Source organism: Paenibacillus enshidis (genome assembly GCF_042136365.1).
Lineage (GTDB): Bacteria > Bacillota > Bacilli > Paenibacillales > Paenibacillaceae > Paenibacillus > Paenibacillus enshidis.
On sequence record NZ_JBHHMI010000004.1, the window covers coordinates 134,395 to 152,686 of the forward strand.

The window sequence follows — 18,292 nt, forward strand, 5'->3', positions numbered from 1 at the left end:
AGTAGTTTGCAGATCTTAGCGCAGTAGTCATACCGCCTAAGATCTTTTTTATTTTTCCAAATCATAATTTGTATTGATAGGGTTTGTTATAATTTTCTAAAACGCGCGGACCCGACGAAGGAGCCGCGCAGTACGCCGGAGAGGTTGCTGCCGCTATTCGATGAATGGGATGAGTTGGCGGGTTGAAGGGAGCAAGGCAGGCTTTCGCCTGCTTTTTTTGCAAAAATAGAATGTAAGCGCTTGACGGGAGGGGCGCTTCATGAGAAAATGTACGCGCGTACATTCAAACTTAAAGGATTGATGAACATCGTAAGAAGAATCGAAGTGGCTGAGCTGGCCGGTGTCTCGGAGGCTACGGTATCCCGCGTCCTTAACGGAGTTGGCCCCATCAAGGAGGAGACAAGGCAGCGTGTTCTTGAGGCGGCAGAAAGGCTGGGCTATACACCGAACGCCATGGCCCGCAGCCTGGCTCGCAGACGGAGTGGTAACCTGGGGGTAGTGATGCCGTATTTGCCCAAGGCACGTCTGTTTTCCACCCATTATTTTTCCGAAATTTTGAGCGGGATTGGAAGCAGGGCGAGGGAGGAGGGCTATGATCTCCTGATCATATTTCGTGACCCGGATGGTGCAACCGATGTCGAAGGGCTGTTCCGCATGCAGAAGATCGATGCTTGCCTCATTCTGGGAGCAAAAGAGGAAGCAGGGGAGCGGGAAACGCTGCACCGCATGCAGGAGAAGGGATATCCGTTCTGCCTGATCAACCAGCATTTTGCGGGCGAATCCTTTAACGAGGTGGATGCGGATCATACGGAGGGCAGCTATCAGGCAGTCCGCCATTTGCTGGAACAGGGCTTCCGGCGCATCGCTTTTGTGAACGGCCCGGAGGCCTACTCGAACAGCCGTGACCGCAGGGCAGGCTACGAGCGTGCGCTGCGGGAAGCGGACATGTTGGTTGAGCCGGATTTGCTGTTTGCGGGCAATTTCAGCAGAACCAGCGGATTGAGGGTCGCGGAGGAGCTCGCGGGCTGCCTGGATAGCATCGACAGCATCTTTGCGGCCAATGACCGTATGGCCATCGGCATTCAGCAGGGCTTGCGGTTGGCCGGGGTTTTGCCGGAGCATATGCCTGCCATCGTGGGCTATGACGACTCGGATGCGGCGGAAATGACTTCCCCGGGACTAAGCAGCGTAAGAGTTCCATTTTATGAGCTTGGGGAAAGGGCGGCGGCACGAGTGCTTCGTCTGCTGGAGGAGCCGGAGAAGGCTGAGGGGAACAGTCCTTTTAAAGTCAAGCTCCCCGTGGAGCTGGTAGTCCGTGCTTCTTCCACCAAAAAGCTGCCGAAAGACTAAGTAGATGAAAAGGAGGACTTTCATGCAACAACTCCGTATCGGAATGATCGGCTACAAGTTTATGGGCAAAGCCCACAGCAATGCTTACCGCAGTCTGCCCATGTTTTTTCCGCAGGCGGTGAAACCGGAAATGTCAGTGATTTGCGGCCGCAATGAAGAGGCGGTCAAGCAGGCGGCGCAGCAGCTGGGATGGCTGTCGAGCAGCACGGACTGGAAAGAGCTTGTTGCGCGTGAGGACATCGATCTGATCGATATCAATGCGCCAAGTGACGCTCATAAGGAAATTGCGATCATGGCGGCGCAGGCGGGCAAGCATATTTTCTGTGAAAAGCCGCTTGCGCTCTCGCTGAAGGATGCCCGTGAAATGCTTGATGCGGCTGAAGAGGCGGGGGTCAAGCATATGGTCGGCTTTAACTACCGCTTCTCCCCTGCGGTCCGGTTGGCGAAGAGGCTGATCGACAGCGGCCGTCTCGGCAAAATCTATCATTTCCGCGCCTGGTTCCTGCAGGACTGGATCATGAACCCTGATTTTCCGCTCGTATGGCGGCTGCAAAAGGACGTAGCAGGCTCCGGCTCCCATGGCGACCTGGGCGCGCATCTGATCGATCTGGCGCATTTCCTCGTCGGCGGTATGGACGAAGTGATCGGCATGAGCGAGACCTTTATCAAGGAGCGTCCGCTGGCCGCCGAAATGACGGGCTTGAGCGCCAAGGGAAACACGGCATCCGATGCTCCAAGAGGGAAAGTCACTGTGGATGATGCGACTCTTTTTCTGGCCCGGTTTGAAAACGGCGCGCTCGGCAGCTTTGAGGCGACCCGTTTTGCTGCTGGCCATCGGTCCACGAATGCATTTGAGATCAACGGCAGCCTTGGCAGCGTGAAATTTGATTTCGAGCGCATGAATGAGCTGGAGGTTTATTTCTCTTCAGACGATGAGGACGTTCAGGGCTTCCGCAGAGTGCTGGCCACCGATCCGGCCCATGACTATGCCGAGGCCTGGTGGCCGCCGGGCCATACGATCGGCTTTGAGCATACGTTCATCCATGAAGTACTGGAGCTGTCATCCGCGATTGCCGAGGGCCGCCAGCCTGAGCCAAGCTTCCATGATGGGGTGCGCTGTCAGGCGGTGCTGGAAGCGGTGGAGCGTTCCATCGGCGAGCGGCGGTGGGTTAAAATCAGCGAAATGTAAGCGTTATCCGTAAACAATTTGAACTCTGGAGGGTTTAGGATGAAAAAGGCGTTAATCGTATGGGGCGGATGGGATGGGCATCAGCCAGAGCAGGTTGCTGCTATATTCGCAGACATGCTGCGGCAGGAGCAGTTTGAGGTGGAAGTTGCTGATACGCTACAGGCTTATGCGGATGCGGAAAAATTGCTGGGACTGGACCTGATCGTTCCGGTCTGGACGATGGGAGAGATCGAACAGGAACTGGTGAATAACGTTTCGGCTGCGGTTCAAAACGGAACGGGTCTCGCAGGCTGCCATGGGGGCATGTGCGACGCCTTCCGCAAAAATGTGGATTGGCAGTTCATGACCGGTGGACAGTGGGTGGCTCATCCCGGGAATGACGGTGTGGAGTACACCGTCGAGATCAAGCCGGGCTCCAGTCCGCTTGTGGCGGGACTCCAGAATTTTACCGTCCGGTCGGAGCAGTATTATCTGCATGTGGATCCGGCGGTCGAAGTGCTGGCTACGACCCGCTTTCCGGTAGCCGATGGCCCGCACCGCACGAACAAGGCGGTGGATATGCCTGTCGCGTGGACGAAATATTGGGGAGCAGGCCGCGTCTATTACAACTCGCTTGGCCATCAGGCCAATATTGTTGAAATGCCGCAGGTGAAGGAAATGATACGCCGGGGCTTTCTGTGGACGGCGGCAGGCAAAGAGCAGTCGGCCGTTTTTGCCGCCGCCGGGAACAGCGGCATCTATACGGGGATGGGAGACAGCTAATAGGCAGGAAAGGGGAAACAATATGCATAAAGTGAAGGTTGGAGTCATCGGCTGCGGGAAAATCAGCAGCATTTACATGGAGAATTGCCACAAATTCGAGGTACTCGAATTGATTGCCTGTGCGGATCTTGATCAGGAACGGGCGAAGGAGCAGGCTGCCAGATATGATATCCCGCGTGTATATACCACTGACGAGCTGCTGGCTGATCCGGATGTTGAACTGGTCATCAATCTGACGATTCCGGCGGTACATGCGGACATCAGCCTGCGAGCACTGGAGGCGGGCAAGCATGTCTATGTGGAGAAACCGCTGGTGATCAGCCGCGAGGACGGGCGCCGGGTGCTGGAGACGGCCGCGGCCAAAGGCCTGCTGGTTGGCTGCGCCCCTGAGACCTTTATGGGGGCAGGCATCCAGACAGCGCTGAAACTGCTGGAGGATGGAGTGATCGGGAAGCCGGTGGCAGCAACTGCGTTTATGATGTCGGGAGGACATGAATCCTGGCATCCGGACCCTGAATTTTATTATGCGGCCGGCGGCGGCCCGATGTTCGATATGGGCCCGTATTATCTGACCGCATTGGTACAACTGCTCGGCCCGATCCGCAAAATTTCCGGCATGACCGGAAGGGCCTGGGATGAACGCACGATTACAAGCGAGAAAAAATACGGTCAAAAGATCCGCGTGGATATTCCCACACATGTAGCCGGTCTGCTGGAATTTGAAGAAGGGGCGATCGGGACGCTGATCACAAGCTTTGATATTTCCGGAGGCAGTACCCTGCCAAGGATGGAGATTTACGGCACGGAAGGAACGATGCTGGTTCCTGATCCGAACACGTTCGGCGGGCCGGTCACGTTCCGCAGAAAAGGGGATCAGGATTGGACAGAGCAGCCGCTTCTGCCTGGTTATGACCAGAATACGCGCGGTATTGGTCCAGCCGACATGGCGTATGCGATCAACAGCGGCCGCCCGCACAGGGCGAGTGGTGAGCTTGCCTATCATGTGCTTGAAGCCATGTGGGCGTTCCACGATTCGGCGGAGCAGGGGAGCTTCTACGAAATGCAAAGCACCTGCACACGTCCTTCCGCCCTCCCGCAAGGCCTGGCTCCTTATACTTTAGATCATTAATAAATTTCACACGCTGATTCCGTCTGGCCAAGCCCCCGCAAGGGGGCTTTTTGGTGTACTTGCATTTATTTATCTGGCTGGCTTGGAAGCTTCCACAATTAAAAACCAGGGCTCCGTCATCAGCTTTTCATACGACGGAACCCACTCTGTCCTGTTCTTGAACTCCGGCACCGGCTGCGGTTCAAGCAACTGCTCCAGCATGAAGAAGGAGGTGGTGGTATTGATAATTTCCTGCAGCGGACGGCGGAAGAAGGGCACTTCAACATTGCCTGCCTCTGTTTTGTCCCAGGTATCCGCCAATAGCTCACGCGCGAAATAATCCGGTCTCTGAAACTTTGTGAAATCCATAAATGGGTGATGAACCGAGTAGATCAGCCTTCCTCCCGGCTTTAACACCCGCTGCAATTCTTTAAAGGTCTCTTCCCAGTCTTCTATATAATGAAGCGTAAGTGAGCTGAGAATCAGGTCGAAGTATTCACTCTCAAAAGGAAGAGGTTCGCTCAAATCCAGATTCCGCACCTCTGCTCGGCCTACGGTTCTGCGTATGACGGCAGCGCACATTTCTGGACTCATATCAACCGCTGTAACATCTGCGCCCCGCTTGAGCAGCTGGTCCGTATACCAGCCGGCGGCGCAGCCCGCATCCAGCACGGTGCGTCCTTTTAAATCTTCGGGCAACAGATTTATCATGGCTGGCCGCTCGTAATAGGCGTTAAACGGGCTGTCAGTATCCAGATGTTTTTCATAGTCGGCAGCAAGCCTGCCATAGGCCTCTCTTAATCTTTCTTTCAAACCGTTCCCCCCATTCTCTTCCTGTTACTGGAATCAAAGTTAGTATACATTTTACTGAGTGCTGAAGGAAAAAAGAATTTTTTTTGAAAAAATCGAACGAAAATCAAACATCCTGCCAATATATAGTGTAAGTCACAAAAGGAGGATGGGGATGAGTCACCCGGAGGAATACGGCAGGCTGGTTCAGCTTAGTCTTGAGGGCAGTAGGGAGGCATTCAGTGCGCTTTATGAAGCAACTATTCAGGATGTGTACAAGACCGTTCATTATTTGACGGAGGAAAAAACAGATGTTGACGATATCGTGCAGGAGATCTATATCCAGGTACACAAGTCGCTGAAAAGGTACGATGCGTCCAAGCCTTTCAGACCCTGGCTAACAGGCCTCGCCATACGGCAGATCCACGCATACCGCAAAAAGAGATGGATGCGACTCAGGATTGGCATCAAAGCACTGAATTATACGTCGGAGAAGGAAGAAGATTTTTCATCACAGATCGTCGAGAAAATTTCGAATCGCTCATTGCTGGCGGCTGTGAACCAACTGCCCTTTAAGCAAAAGCAGGCCGTAGTTTTGCATTATTTGAACGAGTACTCGCAGGAGGAAATCGCTGAAATCCTGGATATTCCGGTCGGGACGGTGAAGTCTCGCATTCATGCGGCACTGCAGAAGCTTCGGCAGCGGTACGAGCGACGTATGCTTATTCCGGGAAAGGTGGAGGAATTTCATGGATCTTAATCAGAAGTTAAAAAAGGCTTTTATTGAAGAATCCGAGGATTTGAATGCATCGCCGCAACTGAAACGAAAAGTATTGAACAACATTTATAAGCAAACAGCAGGAAGTCAAATGAAGAAAAAAATAGTAATGAGCAGTATTTTGGCAGCTGCGTTATTGATTCCTGCAGGGGTATTTGCCGGATATTCTTATCTAGTGGACGGCATCTACGGTTCCAAGGAAGCCCTCGTTAAAGCCGGAGGAACGGAGCAGCAATACGAAAAGCTTGAAACCAAGCTGGAGAGAGCCAAACAAGTATTAAACGAACGGGAGTTCACGGAGTTTATGTCCCTTAATAAGCAATTGGCGGATTATAACCTTCGAATTGCCGACGCACAAGGAACTGTGCATCCGGAACGGCTCACGAAGGAAGAACAGCAAAATTATGATCAGCTGCTGAAAAAGCTTGAGCCTTATTTTGAAAAGCTGAATGGGACGAAGGAAGTTGGGATATCCGCCGAAGCGGGTGATTTGATCATGGATTAAGCCGATGAAGGCTGCCGCGTAAAGTAATTTATCATTTAAAATAAATAGATATGCCCCCAGAACATTGAGGGCATACCTTATGAGCATTCAGAAGACTGCTGGACTATGCTTCCACTGCTACAGCATGCCCCATAACCACCTTCACTTGGTGCACACCGCCATCGCCCACCGGAGGAATAACATCCCCGTCAAGGACCTTGTCGTCCAGCATAACCGATGCGATTCCTTTGCTGACCTTATCCGGATTGGAGACATGAATCACGAAAGTATCGCCCCGGTACACTCGGGTAATGGTAAATTCCTCCCAAGACGACGGAATGCATGGATCGATCTTCAACCCGTCGAATTGGGGTTGAATGCCAAGAATCGACTGGGTGATGGCTACAAAATTCCAGGCTGCGGTTCCTGTCAACCAGCTGTTTTTGGCCTCTCCTTCCCGGACGGCATCCTTGCCGGCAATTATCTGGGAATATACATACGGCTCCGTGCGATGGATATCGCTGATTTCCTCCAGATATGCAGGAGCGATCTTGCTGTACAGCTCGAAAGCACGGTCGCCGCGTCCGATCATCGTCTCCGCCATCATGATCCACGGGTTGTTATGGCAGAAGATACCCGCATTTTCCTTGTATCCTGGCGGATAAGAAGAAATCTCGCCCAGATTCAGGTAATACTTGGAGTAGGGCGGGTTTTGCAGTACAATGCCGTATTTGGTTTCCAGCCTGTCGGCGACCGCATCCAGCGCTTTGACAGCAAGACCTTCCTCCACGCCGATTCCGGCCATTACGCAGAAGCCCTGGGGTTCGATAAAAATTTGTCCTTCCTCGTTCTCCTTGCTGCCCACCTTGTTCCCATAATGATCGTAAGCCCGCAGAAACCACTCTCCGTCAAAACCGTGCTCCAGCGTAACCGCACGCATCCGGTCAATATGGGTCTGCACAGCCTCCGCTTCTTCCACAAGTCCCCGGCGTTGGCACAGCTCGATAAAATCCGGTCCGGTGTAAACGAACAGACCTGCGATAAATACGGATTCAGCTACACGACCTTCAATGTTTTGCGTCGTCTGGTATGACTCATCGGGTATGGTGGAAAAGCAGTTCAAATTCAGACAATCATTCCAGTCCGCCCGTCCGATCAGAGGAAGGCCATGCGGTCCGAGATTTTCCACAACATGGTAGAATGAGCGTTTCAAATGCTCAAACAGTGTAGCTGTATTATCTGGGTTGCAGTCGAAAGGAACCTGCTCATCCAGAATACCAAAATCGCCCGTCTCCTTGATATAAGCGGCCGTACCGAGGATGAGCCACAGTGGATCATCATTAAAGCCGCCGCCGACCTCATGATTCCCCTTCTTCGTAAGCGGCTGGTACTGGTGGTAGGCTCCGCCGTTTTCGAACTGGGTCGAAGCGATGTCCAGAATGCGCTCGCGTGCCCGTTCGGGGATCTGGTGCACGAAGCCTAGCAGGTCCTGATTGGAATCCCGAAAGCCCATGCCACGTCCGATGCCGGATTCGAAATAGGAGGCCGAACGTGACATGTTAAATGTCACCATGCATTGATACGGGTTCCAAATGTTGACCATACGGTTCAACTTCTCTTCATGGCTCTGCAGGGTGTACTTGGAAAGAAGACCGTCCCAGTAAGCGGCAAGCTCGGCCAGTGCCTGTTCGACATCGCTCTCATCGCTGAAGCGTTTGATCATAGCCACAGCCGGTGCCTTGTTAATAACGCCGGGAGATTCCCATTTATCATTTTCGGCATTCTCCACATAACCGAGAATGAAATTGTAACTGGCTGACTCGCCAGGCCGCAGCGAAATCTCCAGGCAGTGCGATCCGACCGGGGACCAGCCGCTGGCGAGAGAGTTGGAAGGCTGTCCGGCAGTCACAGTTTGCGGGGCTTCAAGCCCGTTATACAAACCGAGAAATGATTCGCGGTCCGTATCAAATCCGGCCATCGGTGCGTTCACCGAGAAGAAGGCATAATGATTTCGCCGCTCGCGGTACTCTGTTTTATGGTAGATGACCGAGTCCTTTACTTCCACTTCCCCGGTGCTGAGATTGCGCTGGAAGTTGGTCATATCGTCATACGCGTTCCAAAGACAAAATTCAACGAAAGAGAACAGCTTCACCTGCTTTACAGCATCGGAAGTATTGCTGACCGTTACCTGATGCACCTCGCCGTTAAAGCCAAGCGGCACCAGCGCCAACTGGTTGACGCGGATTCCGCCGCGCTCGCCGGTAATGGACGTATAACCGAGACCATGCCTGCATTCGTAATGGTCAAGCTCCTTCTTGACCGGCATCCAGCCCGGTGTCCAGAAATCGCCCTGATCATAAAGGTAGAAATAACGTCCGCCGTTGTCTACAGGAATATTGTTATAACGGTAACGGGTCAGTCTCCGCAGACGTGCGTCCCGGTAAAAAGCATAACCGCCGGAGGTGTTGGACATCAGTCCGAAAAATTGTTCATTGCCAAGATAGTTAATCCAGGGATAAGGCGTTTGCGGGGTGGTAATGACATATTCTCTATTTTTGTCGTCAAAAAAACCGTACTGCACTGGTCACAGCCCCTTTCATTTTGTGAAATCGTTCTCTTGAATATCTTCTTTCTGCCCCGGTTAATTCCTTCCGCATCCGCTCACGATCTGAATTTCCTTAACCAAGTTCCTAAAATTACATACCCAATTCAGCGCCGCCGCTTGCTCTTCGGGTTGCTACTCGTATGGTGAAAAAGGTAAGATTTAGTTAACTCATATCGGAGGGCAGGGAATCACTATGAACACACGCTCATTTACAGGCACTTTATATGATCATATCACCGCAGTCCTGCTGGAGTCATGGTCGCTGCAGACCAGTTCAAAGTGGAAAGCGGACAATCCGGCGCTGGGCCAGTGCGGTGTAACCGCATTGGTCGTGCAGGACCACCTCGGAGGGGACATCCTGAAGACGATGACGGAACGTGGCTGGCATTACTACAACCGCATCAACAATGACGTCTATGACTTCACCGCAACGCAATTTGCCGGAGACATTGAATATTTGCATGTGCTCTCTTCCAGAGCCGACGCGTTCAGCGATACCAATCAGGAGCAGTATGAGGCGTTAAGCTGCAAAATGGCGGAGCTATTGAACGGGCAGAAATAAGCGGCCCTCGAAATCTCTTATGCAAAGGGTGGACACCTATTGGTACAGAGTGAAGAAGGAATTGTCGTGAAAAGGAGCTGTGTGAATGCTATCGAGGCTGATTCGGGCACTGCCCAGAGACTGGCTTGTCTGGATGTATAAAGCAGTACCTTTCAAGAGACTCAAAGACTACGCTGTACACCGAACCCAGGCAAAATTTTTGATGTCTGTGCTAGGTGTCATAACGGACAGCACCGGTAGAGTCATGCTGCTTAAGCATACGTACCGCGAGCAGCCGTGGGGCATTCCAGGGGGCTGGATGGAAGAGGAGAAGCCGGAGGAGGCCATGGCAAGAGAAATCCGGGAAGAAACAGGACTGAGTGTCAAGCGGTTAAGACTTGCTAAAGCCATATACGGGGAGAAGCCCGCCAGGGTGGATCTTATTTACAGAGGAGAAATCAGCGGGAAAGGCTTCAAGTCCAACAGTGAAATATCGGATATGCTGCTGTGCAGACCGGGGGAGTGGCCGGAGGGATTGCCAGAGGATCAGAAAAAATTGATCACAGAACTGCTGAGGGAAGAAAGGTGAGTCCCTTCAAATTATTGATCAGCAGGAAAGCAGGTGGCAGGTTTGTATCTCAAAAGTGTGGAGCTGCTCAGGGACAGAATTCATTCGACGGCGGACTACCCTTTTCATTTGCCGGGGACCAATGCTGGATGAATTGTTCTGGGATGATGAGGAACTAAATTGAATACATATTTCTTTTTGAGTAAGGAGTGATAGGTTGGTTTTGCCGATTATGCTGACGGTCCTCGTTGTGTTGAATCTGGCGTTGATTGTGCGCAGGCTACAGGTGCGGAAGCGTGCAGGCGAGATTCTGTTTCGCGGCAGGACGGAGAAAATGCACTGGATTTTATGGGCGGATTTGATTGTGGGTATTATTTATTTTGTGATCTCGGAAGAAAACGGCGGCGGCAGAGGCTTCCTTCCGGCTATCGCGATTGCGCTCCTGATTCCTTGGCTTAATCGCTTTGAGTACGGCCCAAATGGCCTCGCACTAGCTTTGAAATTCGTGCCGAAAAAAGACATCATTCATATCAAACCGATAGAAGACAGCAACGAATTGGATGTCATCATCACAGAGGGCGACGATTATTTCCGGCTGGTGCCTGAACGTAAATACCGCAGTGTTGAACTGCAAAACATGCTCCAGCCTCAAAAGGAGAGAGCGCCATTTCTTAATATTTACATAGGAATAAAATATAAGGAGGACATGTCCAACCAGGCTGATATTGAACGAATGAGCGCTTTTCTTGAGGCCGCGGGGGCGCGGACTTATTGTACGGTCAGAGATATGGAAGCCTGGGGGAGAAACCATGTGCCTCCAGCTTTACTTATGGAGGAAAGCCTGAAGCAAATAGACCGGTGTGATCTGGTGCTGATTGAGCTGTCGGAAAAAGGAGTAGGCCTCGGCATCGAAGCCGGGTATGCGCATGCCCGTAAAAAGCCGGTCATCATTATTGCCAAATTGGGCTCCGATATATCTCTTACGGTATGGGGAGTAGCTAACCGTATCATTATTTATGCAGATGACCGGCATTTGCAGGAGCAGCTGGGGCCGGTCGTGAAGTCATATCTAAATCAGGAGGAAAACAGTGTTAGGTGACATAGATTATCATATGGGAAAAATTAGGTAAATAAATTGAGAGGATACCTCATGGCACCCTCTCTTCTTTGTTTTATTTGCTGTCTCCGTTCCAAAGCTGCAGGCGGTTCTTGATCAGCTGGGTATATGTTTTCTCCGCTTCCGGGACGCCTGCTTCGTCGAATTCCTTCAGCATCGTATCATAGATCGTGTCAAACTGGTCTTTGGGAGCAAGAATGGCTTCGGGTATTCGTTTGCGCACGATATCCTGCGACTTCTGGTAGATAACATTGTAATCGGTGTCTGTCGGCACAGGCATATTGTAAGCTGCGCCCCACTCCTTCACCGGGAAGTCTTCCTCGGACTTGAAGAGGTCCTTCCACATCGTAATATTATACGCTTTCAGCGATTTTTTCTCTGCCTCACTATAGTTGGCTGTGATCATTTCGGGATAAAGGGTAGTGAAATAGTTGCCGGTGGAATCCTTGACGCCATCCCCGTAATGAGGTCCCCAGCTCCAGTATAGCCCGACTCCGACTTCCTTTTGAAAATTGAGGTTATCGTTATTTTTGCGTTCCTGCACATCAGGCGGAACAACTCTTTTTCCGTTTTCCATATTGTAATGCTTGCCTTCTATGCCCCAGTTGCGCAGAATTTGTCCCTCTTCGGAGGCCAGATAATCCAGAAACTTGATCGTGCGGACCGGATTTTTGTTATCCACTGTAATGCCGATGCCATATGCAGTGTCAAAGCCGATCGATTGGAAGGAAGGATCATCGTATTCTTCACTCATCGTTACCGGGAAATGCGCGTAGGTATGCTCGTCTTTGCCTGCCGCCTTCAAAGCGTTCTCCGCATCCTCGTAATTCCACTTTTGATCGATAAGCCCGATGACACGACCGCTGGCGATCTTCGCTTTATACTGGTCGCTCTTCTGTACAAAAGTTTCCGGGTCCAGCAAGCCTTCATTGTACATACGGTTCAGCCAGCGGAAGTATTCACGCTCCTCCGGGCGGCGGTAATGTAAGATCGCCTCGTGGGTTTCAGGATCGATGTAATATTCCCCATCATTAGGAGCGCCCGTAGCTTGAACAGCAGGGTTAGTCACCGTAATCATAATTTTCCAATCATCAGCGTCGAGGGAGAGGGGGATGGTAGGCTGCCCGTTGGTCGTCGGGTATTTTTCTTTATAAGTGCGAAGCGCATCCTCAAAATCTTTGACTGTGCGTATCTCCGGGTAACCCAGCTTCTCCAAGGCCTGGTGCTGGAGTTCAAAGCCGCCTACGGTTTCAAAGGCGATGTGATCCACACCCAAATTGGTCGGAATCGTATAAATGGCAGGATCGTCCAGGCTGTATTTAATCCGGTTAAAATACTCGCCATACACCTTTTTAATATTAGGCCCATATTGATCGATCAAATCGGTCAGGTCAATGAGGGCGCCCGCATCCACCAGCTTGCCTACACTGTCCTTGGGGTAGACCATATCCGGATAATCCCCGCTGGCGATCATCAGGGCGAATTTATCCTGACCGCTGCCGTTCACGGCAAATTCCGCGTCTACGGTAACACCTGTTTTCTTCGTAATTTCCTTGCCGATGTCGTCCTGCATGTTGTTCCAGTTCGCGCTGCCCTCGCCGCTAAAATAGGTCAATGTCAGCGGACTGGTATCGTTCGGATCGTCCTGTGTGTTCGAAGCGGCTTCCGGACTGCCACAGCCTGCAGCAGCCAGCAGAAGCGAGGAGAGAAGCACGGCGGAGAACCGGCGCATTGCCTTCACTTTGGTCATTAAGAATCCCCCTTACTAAGAAGATGACATACCAATGAAAGTGCTTTCATAAGTGAATTCTAAAAAAACAAGAGCTAACAGTCAAGAGAAATATTCAACAATGTTATAATATTTGTTAGGTTTTGTTATTGTTAAATATTTGTGCTACGATAGAACAAATAAATCAACGGGTGATGGATATGCGTGGGAAAGTAACCTTACAGGAGATCGCAGATGCAGCAGGCGTATCCAAGTTTGCCGTCTCCCGTGCGCTGGCGGGTAAACCGGGCGTAAGTGAAGACACGAGAGCAGCAATTGTGGAATTGGCCGGAAAGCTCGGTTATTTCAGGCAGGAGCAGCGAGGATTTGTACCTGGACAGCCTGCGGAGCAGACCACTTGGAAAGGTACGGTTGCGGTGCTGTTTCCCAATATACGCAGCCAGAACAGGGAATCCAAGTATTGGGGGCCTGTTTTTGAAGGCATAGCGGATCAGCTGAATGCAAAAGGGTTGGATGTGCTTACATTGACAGAGCCCTCCTCGGACGACATATTTTCACTGCTTAACCCTGAAGCCATCCGCGGCATTATTACGGTGGGTTCGATATCAACAGGAATTCTGCTGAATATCCGGCGTCTTGGCATACCGTTTGTCATGGTCGATCACAGAGATCCGGCTGTTCGTACGGACACTCTTTTTATAGATAATTGGGCGTGCATGGAGGAGATGCTTCACTCCTTAATCGCCAAAGGATACAGACACATGCAGTTCGTGGGCAACATTCATGACGCCTTCAGCTTTCATGAACGCTGGTTCGCATACCGCTCAACGCTTGAAAGAAACGGAATCGAAGTGCAGCAGGACGAAAGGCTGTTCGCCGCGAAAACCGCCGATTTGTCTGCTTGTCTCACGGACATCGCGGCTCAGGGTTTGCCGGAGCTGTTTGTATGTGTCAATGATATCACCGCCCAACTGGTGATTGACGCCCTTGATGGCTGCGGAGTCCGTGTTCCTGCAGATTGCGGCGTCACGGGTTTTGATTATACGCACGAGCAGCACCCGATTGCGGCCACCGTCAAGATGGACAAGGAGCTTCTGGGCAGGCGTTCGGTGGACCAATTGCTCTGGAGGATCCTGAATCCAGCCTCTCCTTGTGAGAAGATAGCGATGGGTGCCGAGCTAGTGGTAAAAATCCAGCATCTTCCAAATGCGAGCAGGGAAAAAATGGCGAAATAGCATGATGTACAGCCGTCCGGGAAACCGGGCGGTTTGTTGCGTTTCAGTACCCGTTTTCGGCAATAGTATTTTTTCGGTAATTGGTTGACCTTCATGAAGTCTGATGTTATTTTTGTTATGTAATAAACCTAATTGTTAGGTTAGGGAACGACGAGCGGAGGGCTGATGATGGAGAAGTGGACACAACGGTTGGACGGATGGAGGTTCAAGGCAAGCGCTGATCAGGAATGGCTGCCAGCACAGGTTCCTGGCTGCGTACATACTGATTTGCTGCGCTGCGGCAAGATTCCCGATCCGTTCTATGGAACGAATGAACGGGAACTGCAATGGATCGACAAACAGGATTGGGAGTATGAGGCCAATTTTGCGATCCCGTCTGCGGCAATGGCTTTGCAGCAGCTGGAGCTGGTGTGTGACGGTCTGGATACTTATGCGGATGTAAGCGTTAACGGTGTATTGGTGTTTTCGGGAGACAATATGTTCCGTACCTGGAGGTATAATATCCAGCCTTTTGTTCATGCTGGCGATAATGTGATCCATATCCGCTTCCGCTCACCCATTCAGGAGGATCTGTCGAAGCTGGAAAAGCTCGGATACGGGCTGCCTGCATCCAACGACCAATCCGAGCTTGGGGGGCTGGGGGACCGCAAGCTGAGCGTATTTGCCCGCAAGGCTCCGTATCATTATGGCTGGGATTGGGGGCCGCGTTTTGTTACGAGCGGCATCTGGCGCGAGATCAGGCTGGAGGGCTGGTCGGTCTGCCGCATTCCGGATCTGTTCATCCGCCAGGATGAAGTTCAGGCCAAGGAAGCCAAGCTTACAGCCCTGGTGGAGATCGAGGCGCCTGAAGCCGGTTTTGCCCAGCTGCGGCTGACGGCGGACGGACAGGAATGGAGCAGCCAGGCGGAATTGAAAAAGGGTGTCCAGACGGTTGAAATTCCGCTGACGATAGCTGATCCGAAGCTGTGGTGGAGCCGGGGGCTCGGGGAGCAGCATCTATATGACTTCCGTGCCGAGCTGCTTCTTGAAGGGCAAGCGATTGCAGAGCGCTCCGTGCGGACCGGGCTGCGCTCAATTCGGCTTGTGCGTGAGAAGGATGACAAAGGCGCAAGCTTTTATTTTGAGCTCAACGGTGTTCCGGTATTCGCCAAGGGAGCCAATCACATCCCTAACGACAGCTTTATTACGGAGGTTACGGCAGAGCGGTATCGGCACGAGGTGGCCAGCGCGGCTGAATCCGGCATGAATATGCTGCGCGTATGGGGAGGCGGTATTTATGAGGAGGATGTGTTTTACGAGCTGTGCGACGAATACGGGATTCTGGTATGGCAGGATTTCATGTTTGCCTGCAGCATGTATCCGGGGGATGAGGCGTTTCTGAACAGCGTGCGTCTGGAGGCGGAGGACAATGTGCGGCGTCTGCGGAATCATCCCAGCATTGCCCTCTGGTGCGGCAACAATGAGATTGACGCGGCATGGGCGCAGTATAATGAGCAGGGGGGCTGGGGCTGGAAGAAGGATTATACACCTGAGCAGCGTGAACGGATATGGGCGGATTACGAAGCGATTTTTCACCGTGTTCTGCCTGAAGCGGTCGAGCGTTTTGCGCCCGGCAGCGACTACTGGCCATCGTCTCCCCTGATTGCCCTGACCGGCGATGCGGGGCAGCATGCGCATTCTTCATCCGCAGAAGGGGATATCCACTATTGGGGTGTATGGCATGCGGTTGAACCTTTTGAAAATTATAACGTATACGTAGGCCGTTTTATGAGTGAGTATGGCTTTCAGTCCTTCCCGGAATACCGGTCCGTTCGCTCCTATGCTGAGGAGCATGAGCTGGAGCTGGAGTCGGAAACGATGCTGGCTCATCAGAAGAACGGGGCAGGCAATCAGCTGATCAAGCAGTATATGGATATGTATTTGCAGGAGCCGAAGGATTTCAAAGCCTTTTTGCATATGAGCCAGATCCTGCAAGCGGATGCGATGGAGATGGCGATCGAAGCCCATCGCCGCAGCAAGCCTTACTGTATGGGCTCCCTGTATTGGCAAATGAATGATTGCTGGCCAGTTGCATCATGGGCCGGGATAGATTATTTCGGACGCTGGAAAGCGCTGCAGTACAGAGTCAAGCGCAGCATGAGTGATGTGCTGCTGTCGGTGGCCGGGCATACCAAGGGCATTGTATCATTTCATGTGGTGAATGACAGCCTTCAGACCGTTAAGGGCAAGCTGAATGTGAGTGTACTGCATATTCTCGGAGGTACGGTCAAGCAAGTCGAACAGGACGTACAGGTTGATCCAAATGGAAGCGAAATGGTGTTAACTCTTGGTGTCGAGGAGCTGCTTGCGGGCAAAAATCCGGGAGAGCATATGCTGGTGGTCAGCCTGGAGGATGAGCAGGGTGAAACGAAGGCTGTGCGCGAGCATTATTTTGCGGGCATCAAGGATATGGCGCTGCCAGTTCCGCGTATCGAATGCCGGGAAAGCGGAGAAGGCGGGCGGTGGACAATTACATTGACATCGGATGTTTTAGCCAGACATGTATGGCTGTCCGCAGAGCAGGAAGGCATTTTTACAGATAATGACTTCGATCTTATACCGGGAATTCCCAAGACCATCGGTTTTCTGACTGCCGGCGGAGACAGCCCTTATTTCCGGCCACACGCGCCTAGGCAGGTCACGGTTCGTTCGATTATGGATTATATTAAACAAACAGCTGCTCAACCGTGAGCTTGAGCTTTAGATTTTAATATTGCTACAGAAAGTATTCCTCCTCCAAGCTGATTTTGTATTGCTGATCGAAAGCGTGAATCGCATGGAGGAGGAATGAGCAAGTTTATCCGATGCTGATGCACCGGATTTTTTTGTGCAATGGCTCGAAAGCTGTACAGTAGACGGTGATCCATTGAATTGTCTTTACGCCTATTAATTGGTATGATATGCTAATCGCAGCTTATTAAACACATTTAATAAGTATGCATTGAGGTGGATGAAGTGAACGAATTAACATCAAGTCCAAAGTCTTTGAGAAAAATTATTCTGCGCGGCATCCGTACCGAATTGTTGAAGCATGGGAGTGCAACGAAGGTTGAGCTCAGCCGCAAGCTCGGCATCAGCTTTCCGACAGTAAGCAAGTTCATGAATCAGATGGAGAAGAGCGGGGAGGTGCTTTCGCGCGGACTGGATCATTCCGGGGGTGGAAGAAGGGCGGCCAGATACGAATACAATGCGGATTATCGACTTGGCTTGGCCGTATTTTCAGAACGTAATGCAACAGGATATGTTGTCTTCAACTGCCGCGGCGAAGTGAAGGAGCGGAAGGAGGTTGCAGATGTGCTCACCAAAGATATCGAGAGTTTTGCCGAGCATGTCGAGCCCCTGATTGCAAAATATCCGAAGATCAGCGCGCTCTCGATCGGCGTTCCCGCAGCCGTCAGCAACGGACGTATCATTTACATACCAGGCTATGAGCAATTTCAGGAATTGAATTTAAAGGGCTTTTGTGAACAGCGCTTTTCCATACCGGTGGTTGTGGAAAATGATATGAACGCCGCGGTGCTCGGCTATCATTTGCATTGCAAGCATAAGGATGCCTCTTCGCTCGTATATCTGTACTTTGGCCAGAACGGCCCCGGTGCCGGTGTGATGGTCAATGGCCAGCTGGTGCGGGGCAGCACCTCTTTTTCAGGGGAAATTTCGTTCGTTCCGCAATACGATAACCGCAACTTCCTGCAGGCCATGCATTTTGTGAAGGAGAAAGCGTTAAGCGCAGGGGCAGATTTCGATCCGGTGAGCAGATTGATTGCTTCGCTGGCCGCGATTCTGAATCCGCACAGGGTTATCTTTTGCCATGATGAAGTCACATCGGTTATGCTGGCGCAAATTGCGACAGGCTGCACGGCATATATTCCGGCCGAGCACCTGCCAGAGATGGCGGTCAGCAACTGGAGAAAGGACTATCTCAACGGCTTGCAGGGCCTGGGACTGGAGCTGATGCTTGCCGAGGCGGATAAAAACGAGGAATAGGAGAACAACAT

The 18,292-nt window shown here is 51.7% G+C and carries 15 protein-coding genes; 12 read left to right on the forward strand and 3 right to left on the reverse strand.

What is annotated here, in order from left to right:
- Window positions 1–300 precede the first annotated feature (300 nt).
- The 4 genes from ACE41H_RS06750 to ACE41H_RS06765 are packed head-to-tail and all read left to right on the forward strand — an operon-like array spanning window position 301 to window position 4,430.
- On the forward strand, window positions 301–1,350 hold the full coding sequence (locus ACE41H_RS06750; protein WP_375354500.1) for a LacI family DNA-binding transcriptional regulator: 1,050 nt from the start codon (window positions 301–303) through the stop codon (window positions 1,348–1,350).
- 22 nt (window positions 1,351–1,372) lie between these two features.
- Window positions 1,373–2,539, forward strand: coding sequence for a Gfo/Idh/MocA family protein (locus ACE41H_RS06755; RefSeq protein ID WP_375354211.1), 1,167 nt, complete (start codon window positions 1,373–1,375; stop codon window positions 2,537–2,539).
- Between the two features lie 39 nt (window positions 2,540–2,578).
- Window positions 2,579–3,301: a ThuA domain-containing protein gene (locus ACE41H_RS06760; RefSeq protein WP_375354212.1), complete on the forward strand. Its 723-nt coding sequence runs from the start codon at window positions 2,579–2,581 to the stop codon at window positions 3,299–3,301.
- 22 nt (window positions 3,302–3,323) lie between these two features.
- Window positions 3,324–4,430 carry a Gfo/Idh/MocA family protein gene (locus tag ACE41H_RS06765; RefSeq protein WP_375354214.1) on the forward strand — a complete coding sequence of 369 codons (1,107 nt, stop codon included), beginning with the start codon at window positions 3,324–3,326 and terminating at the stop codon, window positions 4,428–4,430.
- Between the two features lie 69 nt (window positions 4,431–4,499).
- Here the strand turns inward: ACE41H_RS06765 and ACE41H_RS06770 are convergent, their stop codons facing one another.
- On the reverse strand, window positions 4,500–5,222 hold the full coding sequence (locus tag ACE41H_RS06770; protein WP_375354215.1) for a class I SAM-dependent methyltransferase: 723 nt from the start codon (window positions 5,220–5,222) through the stop codon (window positions 4,500–4,502).
- Window positions 5,223–5,373: 151 nt separating this feature from the next.
- On the opposite strand from ACE41H_RS06770, the gene ACE41H_RS06775 reads away from it, so the two are divergent.
- Window positions 5,374–5,958 (forward strand): sigma-70 family RNA polymerase sigma factor, encoded by a 585-nt coding sequence (locus tag ACE41H_RS06775; RefSeq protein WP_375354217.1) that lies wholly within the window; start codon window positions 5,374–5,376, stop codon window positions 5,956–5,958.
- Window positions 5,948–6,481, forward strand: coding sequence for a DUF3600 domain-containing protein (locus tag ACE41H_RS06780; RefSeq protein ID WP_375354218.1), 534 nt, complete (start codon window positions 5,948–5,950; stop codon window positions 6,479–6,481). The genes ACE41H_RS06775 and ACE41H_RS06780 overlap by 11 nt, the downstream gene beginning before the upstream one ends.
- Before the next feature lie 103 nt (window positions 6,482–6,584).
- On the opposite strand, the gene ACE41H_RS06785 is transcribed toward ACE41H_RS06780, so the two are convergent.
- The gene (locus ACE41H_RS06785) at window positions 6,585–9,041 is read right to left on the reverse strand and encodes a glycoside hydrolase family 94 protein (protein ID WP_375354219.1); all 2,457 of its coding nucleotides are present in this window, start codon (window positions 9,039–9,041) and stop codon (window positions 6,585–6,587) included.
- A 217-nt stretch (window positions 9,042–9,258) separates the two neighbouring features.
- Between ACE41H_RS06785 and ACE41H_RS06790 the strand changes: the two genes are divergently transcribed.
- From ACE41H_RS06790 to ACE41H_RS06800, 3 genes are all read left to right on the forward strand, one after another.
- A complete protein-coding gene (locus ACE41H_RS06790) occupies window positions 9,259–9,627 on the forward strand; it encodes a YunG family protein (protein ID WP_375354220.1) in 369 nt (122 codons plus the stop codon).
- Between the two features lie 85 nt (window positions 9,628–9,712).
- Window positions 9,713–10,195 (forward strand): NUDIX hydrolase, encoded by a 483-nt coding sequence (locus ACE41H_RS06795; RefSeq protein ID WP_375354221.1) that lies wholly within the window; start codon window positions 9,713–9,715, stop codon window positions 10,193–10,195.
- 196 nt (window positions 10,196–10,391) lie between these two features.
- Window positions 10,392–11,273 (forward strand): nucleoside 2-deoxyribosyltransferase, encoded by an 882-nt coding sequence (locus ACE41H_RS06800; RefSeq protein ID WP_375354222.1) that lies wholly within the window; start codon window positions 10,392–10,394, stop codon window positions 11,271–11,273.
- Between the two features lie 73 nt (window positions 11,274–11,346).
- Here ACE41H_RS06800 and ACE41H_RS06805 read toward each other — a convergent pair whose 3' ends face one another.
- Window positions 11,347–13,041, reverse strand: coding sequence for an ABC transporter substrate-binding protein (locus ACE41H_RS06805; RefSeq protein WP_375354224.1), 1,695 nt, complete (start codon window positions 13,039–13,041; stop codon window positions 11,347–11,349).
- A 179-nt stretch (window positions 13,042–13,220) separates the two neighbouring features.
- Here ACE41H_RS06805 and ACE41H_RS06810 point away from each other — a divergent pair, with 179 nt between their 5' ends.
- The 3 genes from ACE41H_RS06810 (at window position 13,221) to ACE41H_RS06820 (ending at window position 18,281) form a co-directional block, all read left to right on the forward strand.
- The gene (locus ACE41H_RS06810; RefSeq protein ID WP_375354225.1) at window positions 13,221–14,255 is read left to right on the forward strand and encodes a LacI family DNA-binding transcriptional regulator; all 1,035 of its coding nucleotides are present in this window, start codon (window positions 13,221–13,223) and stop codon (window positions 14,253–14,255) included.
- A 168-nt stretch (window positions 14,256–14,423) separates the two neighbouring features.
- Window positions 14,424–16,985 (forward strand): beta-mannosidase, encoded by a 2,562-nt coding sequence (locus ACE41H_RS06815; protein WP_375354226.1) that lies wholly within the window; start codon window positions 14,424–14,426, stop codon window positions 16,983–16,985.
- Between the two features lie 264 nt (window positions 16,986–17,249).
- Entirely contained in the window at window positions 17,250–18,281 is a 1,032-nt protein-coding gene (locus ACE41H_RS06820) for an ROK family transcriptional regulator (protein ID WP_375354227.1), read from the forward strand.
- Window positions 18,282–18,292: the final 11 nt, after the last annotated feature.

What these genes read in the sequence shown, in the direction of transcription:
- ACE41H_RS06750 (WP_375354500.1), top strand. Translation starts at nt 301, where the DNA reads ATGAACATCGTAAGAAGAATCGAAGTGGCTGAGCTGGCCGGTGTCTCG.
- ACE41H_RS06755 (WP_375354211.1), top strand. Translation starts at nt 1,373, where the DNA reads ATGCAACAACTCCGTATCGGAATGATCGGCTACAAGTTTATGGGCAAA.
- ACE41H_RS06760 (WP_375354212.1), top strand. Translation starts at nt 2,579, where the DNA reads ATGAAAAAGGCGTTAATCGTATGGGGCGGATGGGATGGGCATCAGCCA.
- ACE41H_RS06765 (WP_375354214.1), top strand. Translation starts at nt 3,324, where the DNA reads ATGCATAAAGTGAAGGTTGGAGTCATCGGCTGCGGGAAAATCAGCAGC.
- ACE41H_RS06775 (WP_375354217.1), top strand. Translation starts at nt 5,374, where the DNA reads ATGAGTCACCCGGAGGAATACGGCAGGCTGGTTCAGCTTAGTCTTGAG.
- ACE41H_RS06780 (WP_375354218.1), top strand. Translation starts at nt 5,948, where the DNA reads ATGGATCTTAATCAGAAGTTAAAAAAGGCTTTTATTGAAGAATCCGAG.
- ACE41H_RS06790 (WP_375354220.1), top strand. Translation starts at nt 9,259, where the DNA reads ATGAACACACGCTCATTTACAGGCACTTTATATGATCATATCACCGCA.
- ACE41H_RS06795 (WP_375354221.1), top strand. Translation starts at nt 9,713, where the DNA reads ATGCTATCGAGGCTGATTCGGGCACTGCCCAGAGACTGGCTTGTCTGG.
- ACE41H_RS06805 (WP_375354224.1), bottom strand. Translation starts at nt 13,041, where the DNA reads ATGACCAAAGTGAAGGCAATGCGCCGGTTCTCCGCCGTGCTTCTCTCC.
- ACE41H_RS06810 (WP_375354225.1), top strand. Translation starts at nt 13,221, where the DNA reads ATGCGTGGGAAAGTAACCTTACAGGAGATCGCAGATGCAGCAGGCGTA.
- ACE41H_RS06815 (WP_375354226.1), top strand. Translation starts at nt 14,424, where the DNA reads ATGGAGAAGTGGACACAACGGTTGGACGGATGGAGGTTCAAGGCAAGC.